Origin of the sequence: Nitrospira sp. KM1 (assembly GCF_011405515.1) — a bacterium.
Taxonomy (GTDB): Bacteria; Nitrospirota; Nitrospiria; order Nitrospirales; family Nitrospiraceae; genus Nitrospira_C.
In genome coordinates this window covers 373498-386349 of sequence record NZ_AP022671.1, presented here as the reverse complement: position 1 = coordinate 386349, position 12852 = coordinate 373498, and the positions used below count along the sequence as shown (strand labels likewise).

At 55.7% G+C, this 12852-nt stretch carries 10 protein-coding genes; all 10 read left to right on the top strand.

What is annotated here, in order from left to right; genetic code table 11:
• Positions 1-193: 193 nt before the first annotated feature.
• The 10 genes from W02_RS01775 (at position 194) to W02_RS01730 (ending at position 12461) form a co-directional block, all read left to right on the top strand.
• On the top strand, positions 194-403 hold the full coding sequence (locus tag W02_RS01775) for a hypothetical protein (protein WP_173044220.1): 210 nt from the start codon (positions 194-196) through the stop codon (positions 401-403).
• Positions 404-1083: 680 nt separating this feature from the next.
• Positions 1084-1296 (top strand): hypothetical protein, encoded by a 213-nt coding sequence (locus W02_RS01770; protein WP_173044218.1) that lies wholly within the window; start codon positions 1084-1086, stop codon positions 1294-1296.
• Positions 1297-1752: 456 nt separating this feature from the next.
• The gene (locus W02_RS01765; protein ID WP_173044215.1) at positions 1753-1998 is read left to right on the top strand and encodes a DUF2630 family protein; all 246 of its coding nucleotides are present in this window, start codon (positions 1753-1755) and stop codon (positions 1996-1998) included.
• Between the two features lie 957 nt (positions 1999-2955).
• Entirely contained in the window at positions 2956-3270 is a 315-nt protein-coding gene (locus W02_RS01760) for a YtxH domain-containing protein (RefSeq protein WP_173044213.1), read from the top strand.
• A 397-nt stretch (positions 3271-3667) separates the two neighbouring features.
• A complete protein-coding gene (locus W02_RS01755; RefSeq protein ID WP_173044211.1) occupies positions 3668-6778 on the top strand; it encodes a caspase family protein in 3111 nt (1036 codons plus the stop codon).
• Between the two features lie 35 nt (positions 6779-6813).
• Complete coding sequence (locus W02_RS01750; RefSeq protein ID WP_173044209.1) at positions 6814-7839, top strand: DUF5074 domain-containing protein; 1026 nt, start codon at positions 6814-6816, stop codon at positions 7837-7839.
• 52 nt (positions 7840-7891) lie between these two features.
• Positions 7892-8515, top strand: a complete 624-nt coding sequence (locus W02_RS01745) for a FecR domain-containing protein (RefSeq protein ID WP_173044207.1) — start codon at positions 7892-7894, stop codon at positions 8513-8515.
• Between the two features lie 250 nt (positions 8516-8765).
• Positions 8766-9833 (top strand): hypothetical protein, encoded by a 1068-nt coding sequence (locus tag W02_RS01740; protein WP_173044205.1) that lies wholly within the window; start codon positions 8766-8768, stop codon positions 9831-9833.
• 1179 nt (positions 9834-11012) lie between these two features.
• Positions 11013-11480: a hypothetical protein gene (locus tag W02_RS01735; protein WP_173044203.1), complete on the top strand. Its 468-nt coding sequence runs from the start codon at positions 11013-11015 to the stop codon at positions 11478-11480.
• A 210-nt stretch (positions 11481-11690) separates the two neighbouring features.
• A complete protein-coding gene (locus W02_RS01730) occupies positions 11691-12461 on the top strand; it encodes a CARDB domain-containing protein (protein ID WP_173044201.1) in 771 nt (256 codons plus the stop codon).
• The last annotated feature ends 391 nt before the right edge of the window (positions 12462-12852 follow it).

The window sequence follows — 12852 nt, the reverse complement described above, 5'->3', positions numbered from 1 at the left end:
GTGTCCGCTGGACCACAAGGGCCGAACGGATCAAGAACACGCATCTGTCCTAGGGTCAAACTGCCATATCTTTTTCAACCGCCCGACCTTCCGGGTTGCGCGTGACAAGGTGCAAAAAACCATCGTATGTGTGGAGATTCTAGCTGTCTGAGCCGGATGGCAGGTGTACAGTACTCTTAGGACCGGAGGTCACATGGCGCGAAAGGACGATGGTCGAAACGCGAAGCGTCTCGTCTCTCAATTCGTCTCCGCAAGTGTTCCCCTGGAAAAATATCTGATGGACGGAGGAGCGCTGACAGATTCCGAATTGCGATCAATCGCATTGACCATGTCGGCGTTGCAGATATTCATCAACGGGTGGAAGCAGAAACGCGGCATCAGACACCTTCCTCGGTTTTCATAACGCCCGCTGGTAAATGGCGCGGGAACATGTCCGCTCCTGCGAACGTGCTTAGACCGCCGATCTATCCGCAGGAGAGCAACAAGAGCTGAAACAGATTCTGGCCAGGCTTGCTAAGGACGGCGCTTGAGTTTCTCCTTACACCGGTCGGATCGAGAGACCAATCACAGGATTCGGCCTCTGACATTCATTAGTCCGTTCCCTTGAACGACCCATCTTAGACGGACCGGGTCGAGGCGTTCTCTAACGGCTGATGTGTCGGTAGCTGTGAATGCTTGAGTGACGGAAGGTCGGAACAGCAGGGCCAAAATCGACCATCCTGCTAGGTCCCATTGGACTGGACTTCTTGAGTGCCTGGACTCAAGCTACGATATTGTGAATATCGACCCTCATAAACTGACACCGCGGGCCAGAAATGCTCTGTCGAGAGCGGGCCTACTCGGCCAGTCGACGAGGGTGTACGAGTTGGTTCAGTCGGGCGAGATCTGTTACCTCTCTAACATCGGCACGAAAACCTACCGGGAGCTCTGCCGCTATTTTGGTGTGAGGTGCGATGGCAAATATCCTGCACGACGATTCAAGCCGGTTAATGCGGTGTATCTCAAGCAATGCATTCATTACCTGCGAGGCCATGGCTATACCGTCATCGAACCGTCTCAATCTCACAATCAATGATCGAGATTATGAGTGAATTTCTTGGTTGGTTGGCATTGGGTTTTGCGGTCAATGGCGTTCTAGGAGCCTGCGTGACTGCTTGGCTGACAGAAGTTTCGTATGACGTGCGGTTATTTGCCTCGATAGAAAAAGCGCCTCGCGACATCTATAAATGGGTCGTGCTGCAATGGTGGCCCTATCATCTGTGGAGGAGATGGCATGCTTCAGGTCAATCAATATAGATCGACCTTGCCAGCGAATAGTCATCCAGGGTTTTGACCCATTTCGTGCTTTCGCGCAACCTGGGCAGCCTCATAGTCCTGGTGAGATTTAGAATAGATCAGTAGCCGTCTCCTCTTAGCCCCCCAGTATCTGCTCTTCTAAGTCTAATTAGAAATCCACTTTTTCGCTATTTCGGTCCCCATGGTCAAGCCGTGTGACCGGCACGGGTTCCCTGCCAGTTGCGGATTGACAGGTAGATTGCCTGATGATCTAGGTGAGATTGACGGCTTGTCTGAGACAGAGTGTCTCGTGCAGACGAACTGTCCCCAATGGATTGAACGGTATCTATTAAATAAGCACATTGTTTCAGCCGTTTAGACATGGATGAACTGGGTACCGGTTTTGCTCAAAGCGAAAACATTCTGCAGGAAATTGTACGGCCGGTTCATTGGAACTCACGACGGAGGTTTCCCCCCATGTCACTTCCTACAACCGATAGTTCATTGCTCAACCATATCCAAGAGCTCGTTGAACAAGAGCAGCAACTCCGCTTTGCAGCGGTCATCACGCAAGAAGAGGAGCTGAGACTGAAAGACATCAAGGTGGAGCGCGATCAATATTGGGATTGGCTCCGTCAAAGGCGTGCCCTCCGTGAAACTGGGCAGGATCCGGACAAAGCGGAGGTCCGCCCTCCAGAGATCGTCGCGAAATACGTACAATGAATGATAGATGATGAGATGGAATGAAGTCAGACGGTTGAATCGAAGGCGTAAAATAGAACGGCCTTCTCACTGTTCTATCGAAACATATCATCCGGTTGTTTTGGTTACTCTATTTCAACTTCTTTTCCTCCTCCCGGATCTCCTCAACGCCGGCGAATTTGACGAGAAACTAAAACAGTATCCAAAACCGTCCATGGTTGAAGGATCGCCTGTCATCCTCAACGGCGACATCCATAGGATTGACGGAAACAAACTGACTATTCGCAAGGCTGGAGATGGCGAACATATCCATGTCTTGGTCAGTGACAGGACCCGACCAAATTGCGGTTCCGCTGAAGGCTCTTCGCTGAGACCGCAAGGTACCCGGCCAGAATACGAACAATACGTGAAGACTGAACCGGAGGCGGCAGATGTCCAGATCGGGTTTTGCACGTTCAAACAGGGGGATCGAGTCAATGCCGAAGTGGACGCTGCGGGCCTTGTCACAAGCTTGCATGCTATCGGTCCGTCTTCTAGCAGGATGCTGAAAAAGTCCGCCAGCGGCGTTCTCACGGGACACTGCCGCCTCACCATCTCGGCGGCGTTCACAGGCGTGCCGTGCCTTATTCGGCACGGCGTGAACCTCAGAGGCTCAACGTACGGCCCGGGAAAACGACTGTTCCCACAGTCGGTGGGCGGGCGGGTGAGAAAGATTACGCCTCGCCTCGAAGACACTGGGCGCTCACCGACTCGCGCCCGTCCGCAAACGTGGCGCTCATTATTCTTCGCGCCGCGGACCTCGCTGCGGCCTTGCTGGACGGCCTTTTTGAGCATCCTGCATGCGTACGCCTGTTATCCCAGACGTCTCGGCCAGTGCAATTCCGGCGTACCCACGGGGTTTTTCCGCAGCCTCCTAGACCCGAATAGGTGTCCCTGAAAAGGTGGATTCACGCGTAGACGAACCATTCAAGGAGGTTCATGACAATGAGTGACAATCGGTCGGCCGCGTCAATGCTCATGCTGCTATTCAGCGGTATCGCACTCGGAGCGACTGGAGCTCTTCTGCTCGCCCCCCAGTCGGGATGGCGATCGCGAAAAAGTCTGCGTCGCTATGCACGCCGTGCGGGTGATGGGCTTCGTGAGTTAGCCGGCCGTGCCGGCGAGGTATTCGAAGATCTCGTCGACGAAGGAAAAGACTTGGCAGAGGCCAAGGAATCAGTGTTGCGCGAAGCGTTCGAGGCCGGACGGGCGTCGCGGAAGCAAAAGAGGAAACGAAAAAAAGTCGATACCTGACCCGGCGTTGACTCACTTATTCCTATCATCTAACCGACAGACTTCTTGAACAGTATGCATTCAAAGATCCGCTGTATCTTTGAGTGCCGGACATGGAGCCCTGCATGTATATGATATTTTGACGAACTTACCTGATAGGAAGGGCTCGAAGGAGCCCCGTTTTATCGGAGCCGTGTTTCTTTAGCTAGGTGTTTGTATCCCCCAAGGTCCTTGAATCATTGACTTCTCGCTAATCCCATCCCTACACTAGCACCCCTCGCCCGTCTTGAACCTTTTCGAGTGTTGATCCGACAGATGGAGCGACGCCGCAGTGCGAATCGAGCATGCCGACCTGAACTAGAGGATTAGCTCGATGTTCTTTGCACCGCACAATGAGGTCCGCTAGAGGGAGAGTGCCGTGAGCGGAGAACTGTTGATCCGCGTCATGTGCCGAACCGGTGGCATCGGATTATCGGTTTTCATCTTCTGTTTCTTTCCCTATTCCGCTCTGGCTCTCGAACAAGCAACCCGCCTTCTTAGCGGTCACACGAATGAGGTCCTTGCCGTCACCTTTTCCCCGGACGGTCGGTTCGTCGCGTCGGCTGGAACCGATCAAACGATTCGCCTATGGGAAACCGACACAGGGCGAGACTTGCGCGTGCTCCGCGGCCATATGGGAGCTGTCCATGCCCTTGCGTTTTCTCCTGACAGCAAACAGCTTGCTTCAGGAGGCGCCGATACGTCCATTCGAATTTGGGACGTGACGACCGGGCGCGAGCTTCACGCCGTTACGTCGTCATTTGGAACGGTGAGGTCCGTGACGTTTTCCGGAGATGGGAAAACGATTGCGACCGGTGGCAACGACGGCAGTTTCAGGTTGTGGGACACAGCAACCGGTCGGGAGTTGAAATCCGTGCGGGGCCAATTCGGCGTTGTCTTTGCCATCCGATTCTCGCCAGACGGAAAAGCAATTGCCACCGGCAGCAGCGATTCCCAGGTTCACGTGTGGGATGTCGCCACCGGCAGGCAGCGACAAGCGCTAACCGGCCATACCGGAGCCATCCACGGCGTCGCCTACCATCCCAACGGTCAACTGCTTGCCAGCGCCGGCGCCGACGGGACGATCAGAATCTGGGAGCTTGAAAGCAGCCAGGAGCACCTCACGTTGAGCGGCCACAAGGGCGCGGTATCTGCGTTGGTTTTTTCGTCCGATGGCCGCACGATCATTTCCGCCGGTGCGGACGGCACGGTACGTGTGTGGGATGTCCCGTCGGGGAATGAACGACACATGCTCGGAGGACATAAAGGGCCTGTCCATGCCATCGCCCTTGCGCCGGACGATAGTTTGGTCGCATCCGGGGGACGAGACCGGGCCGTTCGTCTTCAACCCCCTACTCCACCGTCATTGACCACCAGGTTGGCCGAGAAAATCCAACGGCGTGGAGACGAAATCGGCGCCCCACCCTCCCCACCGCCATTACCGGAAGCCGATCTTGCCATCCGTCCGATGGAAGTGAAAGCAGGACATGAAGTGAACCTCACGTTGACTTTGAAAAACAAAGGAAAGGGTCCGCTCTTTCGGTTTCAGGGCAGAGTCAAGAGCGACGATCCTGCATTGGACGGTCACGTGTTTTATCTGGGGAAGGTCGAAGGCGGTCAATCGGCAGAGGACGTGATCGCGATAACTATCCCGAGAGATCGTCCGGACGGGACCATTCCGATCCGTCTGGAATTCGAGGAATACAATGGTTTTGTTCCCGACCAGATGAAAGCGTTGGTCGTCATGAAGGGGCTTCCGCGTCCTCGCTTTGCGTATACGCTGCAGGTCATCGACGATGGCCGGGGCGGGTCGGTCGGCAACGGGGATGGACGTATTCAAAAAGGTGAGGCCGTCGATCTGCTGGTCACCTTGAAGAATGTCGGAACAGTTCCGGCCCAGCATGCGTCGATCGACCTCTCTGTGCCGCCGAGCATCAATCTCCGGTTGAACAAATCCCTGCTGGATTACGGCTCGCTGAAGGCCGATGAAGCCAAGCAAGCGACGGCCAACCTCTTCGTGGGGAGAGAGATCCGCGACGAACAGATTTCGGTTCGTCTTTTCGTCAGGGAACGTGGATCGAATGTCACGTTGGATGAAACCCTCAAACTGGCCGTCGATCACCGGGCTATTCCACAAATCATTGCGACGAACAAACTCGTGGTAATCGAATCACCTTCCGTCAAGATTCATAGCGGCGCCGGTTCGGAGACATCAGTCATCGCGTCTGGGGCGAAGGGGCAGGAACTCGCGGTTTCGGGCGATCTCGACGAATGGTATCGCGTGCATCTGTCGCCGACGGAAACCGGTTGGGTGGCCAAGGCCGATGTCCGCGACATGAGAGAGGCGGGCAAGGCCGACATGCCGGTTCCGGCAATTTCAGGCGCACCGGTCAAATTGTTTCAAAACGCTCCTCCGCTGATCGCGCTCGCGACGCCCTACGACGGGATGGAAGTTGGCAGTGAAAGGATCAATCTGGCCGGTGCAGCGGCCAGTGAAAAAGGTATCTCCCGCATCGAGATCCGCCTGAACGGACAACTCGTCACGCAGCGTGAAAGTCGCGGCATTGCGGTCAAACCCGGAAGTAGCGATGTGCAAACCAACCTGGAATTTGCGGAGCGCCTAAGCCTTCGCGAGGGCAAAAACGAGATCGTCGTGACGGCGGTCGATCAGGAGAACTTGTCGGCGACGCGTGCCGTGCGCGTGCTCCGCACCTCGGACCGTGGAAAAATCTGGGCGGTGGTCATCGGGATTTCACAATACAAGGCGGTGCAACCGCTTCGATACGCGGACAAAGACGCGCTTGCGTTTCACGAATACTTGGCCAATCACATCGGCATCCCGCAAGAGCAAACGATGTTGCTCCTGAACGACCAGGCCACGCTGATGAATCTCAAGCGAACCTTGGGGACCGAGCTCAGGAGGAAGGCCGGAGAAAAGGATACCGTGATCGTCTACTATGCCGGCCATGGCGCGCCAGAGGCGGACGCCTCGGCGGGGGACGACGACGGATTGGAGAAGTACATTGTGCCGTTCGACGCAGACCCTCGTGATTTATACACGACCGGTCTTCCGATGCGCGAAATTGAAACGATTTTTCAGCGTCTGATGCCTGAGCGGGTCATTTTTATCAGCGATTCCTGTTACAGCGGCGCAACCGCCGGCCGGACTTTCGCCACCGCCTCGCGGCGGGCCATGGTGTCGGAGAACTTTCTCGCGCGGCTGTCCAAAGGGAAAGGGCGCATTGTGTTGAGCGCCAGCAAAGCCAGTGAGGTCAGCGAGGAACGCGAGGATCTCGGTCACGGCGTGTTCACGTACTATCTGCTTGAGGGACTCCGCGGCAAGGCAGATTCCGACAAAGACGGCATCATCACGGTCGATGAGGCATACGGCTATGTTTCGAAGCGGGTGCCGGAAGTGACCGGCCAGAATCAGCATCCGGTGAAGAAGGGCGAGGTCGAAGGTCAGTTGGTACTGGGGCAGGTTCGATAGCCACTTATACGGGCCACTTTATCGATGGAGGAATTATGAGTCGGATGATTCAAGCATGTCTCGCCACGGGGTTCGTGTTGCACATGGCGGCGTGCAGCGCGCTCGAGCCGTCGAAAATCGGATCCTACGCGCTCAAACAGGAGGCAACGCCGTCGGGATCGATCCCGCAACGCATCTACGTCGCCAATGAAAGCAGCAACGACATCAGCGTCATCGATGCCAACACGTTCCAGTCCATCGGAACGATTCCGTCTAAAAATCATTCGACCCATGACTTGGCGGTGAGCCGCGATGGCCGCCGAGTCTATGCGAGCAATCTGGCTTCCGGCCGGGTGTCCGTGATCGATACGGCCAAACAGGAGACCATCGCGTCGATCTATACGGGTGACCGATGTCACGTGGTGACATTGAGCAACGACGACAGCCAACTCTGGGTCGCCAATATCGGTGAAAACACCATATCCATCGTCGATACCACGACATTCAGGATCCTCGGTACGATTCCGGTGGGAAAGGGACCGACCGGGCTTGCCTTTTCACATGATGGTCGGTTCGCGTTCGTGAGCAGCCAGGGAGAAAAGACCGTTGGGGTCATCGACACGGCCTCTCACCAGGTCATCAAGACGATCCCGGTTGGAGCCAATCCCCACTTCCTCGTCGTAAGTCGTGACGGCCATGTGTGGGGGGTCAACACCGGTGAGAACGATATCTATGTCCTGGATCCTGAGAATCACGAAAAGGTCGGCACGTTCACCGTCGGAGACAAACCGCAGCAGATTACCTTTGCCTACAAAGGCACCCAAGGTCCGCTGGCCTATGTGACCGTCGGCAGCCAAAACAAAATCATAGGTCTGAGCGGAGACCCGGGCAACCTCAAGGTCGCAGATGAAATTGCAGTCGGCGAAGGTCCCAACGGTATCTGGTCCAATCCGGAGGGTACGAGGCTGTTCGTCGCCCATGATAAGGGAAACGAAATTCGAGTGATCGACACCGGAACCGGGCAAACACTGGCAACGGTTCCTGTGGGCCGGAAACCGATCCGTGTCGTGGTGTCCCGGTAACCGACAATGTCAAGTCGAGCAACTCGTTGATGCGAAGAAGGAGCGTCCAATCATGAGGCTTAGGCTCATCACGGTTTGTATGATCGCGTGTGTTGCCGGCTCGGCCGGAATCAGCCAGGCGCAGAATGTCGCAATTGGATCCGCCACAAATGCCATCGGTACGCTCGTGATCATTCGAACGGACGGTGTGCAGCAGCGATTGCAGGGAAAGGGCAATGTGCCACTCTATGAAGGAGACATCATTCAGACCGACGGCACCAGTCAGGCGCTGATCGAGTTCAAGGAAGGGATACAGGTCGCACTCAACGAAAGTACGAGCTTGAAGCTTCTATCTCGTTGGGAAAAAGATAAACCTACCACTCGCATCCTCAGGCTCAAACAGGGCGAAGTCTGGGCGAAGACCAGCGGCGGACCGAAACTGTTCGAGGTAGAAACGCCGGTTGCCACGGCATCCGTGAAGGAAACTGAGTTCAATCTGAAAGTGCAGGAGGATGGCCAAAGCATCCTCACGGTCATTGAAGGAGTGGTGCAATTCGGCACGCCATTCGGGACCTGCCCGATCAAGACAGAAACTATCAGCTATGGCGTCCGCGGCAAGAAATGCACAAAGCCGGCTCCGACCGATGTGAAAGCGGCAAAGTCATGGACGGAGACTGTACGGGCGGCAGGTAAGTGATCGGTGCGAGACATGAACGCTCTCCGTCCGCCGTGCGATACAGGACCGAGCAGCGAGCGATGAACGCCCGCTCGAGGGGATGAAGGAGAGGGGTCGTCTCGCGGCGGGCGACAATTCAGCGCTGTCGCCTCATCAGAAGGAGATCGTATGCCTTGGAGAGGACATCGTTCTTTTCCATCTCGCTGCTCCACCCGCCTCCCGATTCCCACGACTTTCACCGGTATCTCAATCATGACGAGGGGAGCGGTACATGAATAGGCATCGAACCCTCGCGCTCCGTATTTTCGTCCCGGCTCTCCTCATCATGCCGATCGATACAATGGGCGCAGGATTCGACGGGCCAAGCACTGCACCATGCAGCCAGTGGTCATCGCCTCAAGGCCAGTTTTCGATGGCGGCAGCGCGATACACCGCTGGCGGACAATGCACCACGTATGGATCGCTCGGTGCACCGAGGACCTTTCCCTATACCGTCAACGGCAAGTACTCCGGCAGCATTGCAGAAGAAACCATTGAGATCGCTCCGCCTTCGACCTCCGAGCCAAGTCATCCTTATGGGAAATGGACGACCCGATATTCCTGCGCATCCGATCCCTGGCTGACTCCCGATGGCCCTCCATACGAAGCTTCTCTCCTTCGAGTGAAATGTCCGGTTGTCAGTCGTACAGGGCCGACACCGGCTCAAGAAGGACCAAGAAAGGGCCCGGATGGGAAATCCTTACCGACCATTGGGCAACTGTTCGCGCTCTGGAGTTCGGCCAAGCCCATGACGGCCTGGACGCTGTCAATCGCTGAGCGCCAAGCTCTGGCCGCCAAACGCGACGCGGATCTCAGGGAAGAAAAACGACGCACTGATAAGCGACTTAAAGGTGGGATTCAACAGGAAACCCCTTTCCGGACTTCCTTATCTCCTGTCGTGCTCGCGCCGACCGCCGGCCAACGGTTTCTCAATCAGTCTCCTGTTCCCATCAAACTTATGACCCCCAAAGGTTGGATTGAGACGCAAGTCAATCTCGATGGTACGCCGATGATTGCTGGGAGAATCTACATGGTCCGCCTTGAGCGAAAAGATCCCGCCGGTAACTGGATCTCCCATACCACCATTCCTGTTGGAGCCGTTCAGGCTGAGTCCCCGGCCGGATACTCAGGATTCGGCGCTGGCGTTCCTCCCAGCGGGATCACTACTCCAGGTGCCTGGCGGTTGAGCGCTCAAATCTCTTCACCCACGGAAACGGGGTGGAGCGACTGGGTCGAGTTTGTCGTCCTAGCGCCTGTCACCAATAACGCGCTTCAAGCACCGAAAGGTTTTTCCAAATAGCAGATAAGAAATCAACGCCGATGCAATCGACATCATGCCGGATGCACAAGTTGCAAGATACCGATTCGAACATACTAGTCATTATTCAGAATCACGAGTGGATAGTTTTTCGAGATGGATTGTGCTTGCATCGGCGTCGTTCTCTCCATCTTTTCGACACATCTAAACTAGACCTAGCAAGAAATTGTTCCACGTTGGGTTTCCGTCCCTCGGACGTTGACTGCCGAGGTTCCGAGTCCATAAAGATGGTTGACATATGGAGAAAACTAATGTTTGAGACACCCACACGGGCAGGAGGCATGCGTGAAACGCTTTCGTCATTGCGATTCCACCACGTCCTAGCCATGCTGCTATTCGTGATCGCTCTCACACTCCCGGTCCTCGTTGGTGCGACAACCGATTTGGGCCCTTATGGATCCTCTGGAGGGAATGCGTTCAGGGCTGAGTGCCCCAGAGGATCCTACCTTGTTGGACTTCAAGGTAAGGCCGGTGATTGGGTAGACCGCATCGAGATGCTCTGTGCCTCCTGGATGCACTCCGGTCAGATCTTTGGCCCGTCGTCGGTAGTGGGCTCATTCGGAGACAGCCGTGGAGGCCGTACCACATTTGGGAATTGTAATGATGGAAGTGTGAAGAACCGCGCCATCCACTCTTGGTCTGTCACGGTTCTCCGGTCGGATAAGCCCTTTGTCAACAAGCTTGGGGTCCAATGCGTCGCACTTGGACCTCCGGGCCCCCCAGGCACCTTCGTCTTTGGATCGTCAAGTGCACCAAGCAATCGTCCTTTTAATGAGCCCTTTGGATTATCGAATCCCGACCAGGTCTGTCCTGTCGGTGAAGCGGCGGTAGGAATTCATGGGCGAGCCGGACTCTTCCTCGACGCCGTGGGACTCATCTGCGGCCCTTTCCCGCCGAAACGAACCCTGCCTTTTGACACGCAAGTCAACCCCCTGACCAAGACCCCAGCGCAATCCTCCCCGTCCTCAGTCGCACCACCCCCCTCGCAAGGCAACAGCGCGGCCGCGCCAATGTTGCGTCCTCCTACGACGCAGTCGCAAGGCTCCGGTGCGTTCTCTGGAATGGTCCGTCCGCGTGGAATTGGAGAGGAAACCGGTTCGGATAGCAATAAGACCCAGCAGCCAATGACAGAAATCGAAAAGAAACCGTGAAGGAGTGCCTATGGTATCGCCGAAGAATTACTGGGCTCTTGCGTGCTGTCTGGTCGTAGCATGGTCTGCCGCCTTGGCCCCATTCGTACTTGCCGCTCCGCCCGCCGTCGATCCCTGCAAGGTCCTCACGACCGCGGAAGTCGAGCAAGTTGTCGGTAAGCTCAAGGGCACGCCGACGGGCGACAAGGAAGGTGAGGCCGGCTGGTGCAACTATGAATTCGCCAACGGGAAGGATGCGATGGAAGTCTGGGTGTTCCCTGCGGACGGCATCAATCGAGGACGCAAAGTCTCGAAAAAACCCGTCACTGTGAAAGGCCTCGGCGACGACGCATTCATGGACCGCGGAATGCATGGGCTCGATTATGTAAATCTCTTCATCAAGAAACAGGGTGTGACGGTGAAGCTTTCGCTCAAGGAAAGCGCAGGCGACGAAGACAAACTGAAAACGCTGGCTCAAAAAGCGGTCGGAAGATTTTGAGTCTTCATACCGTTCCATCATTGGACGATCCCGGTCGAGGCACAGTTTCTTGACCGCATGCGGCCCTGCGGGAATTTGAGAAATGTCCTATCTTACAAGGGAGCTTTTACTGGCGCGCTTCTAGATTGAGAGCAGTGGGCGGAGCAATCAGACGGTGAACACTCGGTGGAAAAAGAGACAACCGTGAGGACCTTTGGAGAAGGAGGGAAAATGGAACGCCTATTCACGTGCGCTTTATCGGTTGCCTGTTTGATGTTCGTAGGCGCCTGCAGCACCCCTAGTCCGCCGCAGCAAGCAAAGGCGGCAGCTCATGAACCAACTCAGGTTCAAATTGATCAGGCGCTCCACTTTTCATCACCGGACGGCACTGATGTGACGGTTCAACCCGGAAAGTACACGGTCGAACAAGCTTCCGATTCCCGGCTTCGCCTCGTTTCAAGAGCAGATGCTCCGCCTATTCTATTGAGCGCCCACGCGACGACCTCATCATCCGATGTGCCGTCGCCCATCGCCCTCGGTACATTGTTCGAATCGGAAGTGTATCATCTGATTCTTCTCATGCCAGGAAATCACGCGCTTGAATCTCACGGCACAGTCAGCGGAGTCCAATCGCGCGGAGGGTTCGATAAGAACATCGTATTCATGAGAGCCAACAAACTTGTTCTGCAGCCAACCCAACCTCAGCCACGCCCCGATTTGGTGCCCACATGTTGGAGAGTCGAACAAATCAACTTGGTGTTTCAGCAACTCTACTTCGTTCATGCCGGAGTTTCGAATCAAGGCGCCGCTGCCGCCGGACAGAGTCAGGCAACCTATGGAGCTGTCACAACTCCTGTGCCGGGACTTCAGCCGGGACAATTTCAACCCCTCGTTTTCTCATTTGGAGTTCAATCGCCGCCTTCCTCTTCTGTCCAAGTAGATTCGGCAAGTCAGGTGGTCGAAAGCAACGAGCAAAACAACGTCACGCAACAGAGATGTTAGTAGGCTGGTGTGCGGGATATAGCGAAGCCTCCGCCTGGATCTAAACCGGTTTCCTTCCCTACCGTAGGCACCCTCTGATGGGCATCTGGCCCTTGGATAGCCCACTTCAGCGCCACATGGGAAAGGTGATACAACGTTTCCATCATGTTTCGATTGCCCGTGTTGCGGGAGCGTCCCATTCTATGTACGGCTATCAGTCGCTCCTCTCTTGAAGGGTTGTCTCCAACGCATCGTGCCGTACACCAGCTGCAACAGGCATCCCTAAGGGCTGATCCCGGAACCCTGCGGACTAGCCCGGAACGCCCATTATAAATATATGGTATTTGCCATTCCGTGATTGACCCGGTGCCCTTTTGTCGCATATTCTTGCGTCCCCTTCGGATTCGTCGGA

Bases quoted from the DNA above. Each gene is read 5' to 3' on its own strand.
- W02_RS01770 (WP_173044218.1), top strand. From the start codon at position 1,084: ATGAGTGAATTTCTTGGTTGGTTGGCATTGGGTTTTGCGGTCAATGGC.
- W02_RS01740 (WP_173044205.1), top strand. From the start codon at position 8,766: ATGAATAGGCATCGAACCCTCGCGCTCCGTATTTTCGTCCCGGCTCTC.
- W02_RS01775 (WP_173044220.1), top strand. From the start codon at position 194: ATGGCGCGAAAGGACGATGGTCGAAACGCGAAGCGTCTCGTCTCTCAA.
- W02_RS01745 (WP_173044207.1), top strand. From the start codon at position 7,892: ATGAGGCTTAGGCTCATCACGGTTTGTATGATCGCGTGTGTTGCCGGC.
- W02_RS01735 (WP_173044203.1), top strand. From the start codon at position 11,013: ATGGTATCGCCGAAGAATTACTGGGCTCTTGCGTGCTGTCTGGTCGTA.
- W02_RS01760 (WP_173044213.1), top strand. From the start codon at position 2,956: ATGACAATGAGTGACAATCGGTCGGCCGCGTCAATGCTCATGCTGCTA.
- W02_RS01750 (WP_173044209.1), top strand. From the start codon at position 6,814: ATGAGTCGGATGATTCAAGCATGTCTCGCCACGGGGTTCGTGTTGCAC.
- W02_RS01765 (WP_173044215.1), top strand. From the start codon at position 1,753: ATGTCACTTCCTACAACCGATAGTTCATTGCTCAACCATATCCAAGAG.
- W02_RS01730 (WP_173044201.1), top strand. From the start codon at position 11,691: ATGGAACGCCTATTCACGTGCGCTTTATCGGTTGCCTGTTTGATGTTC.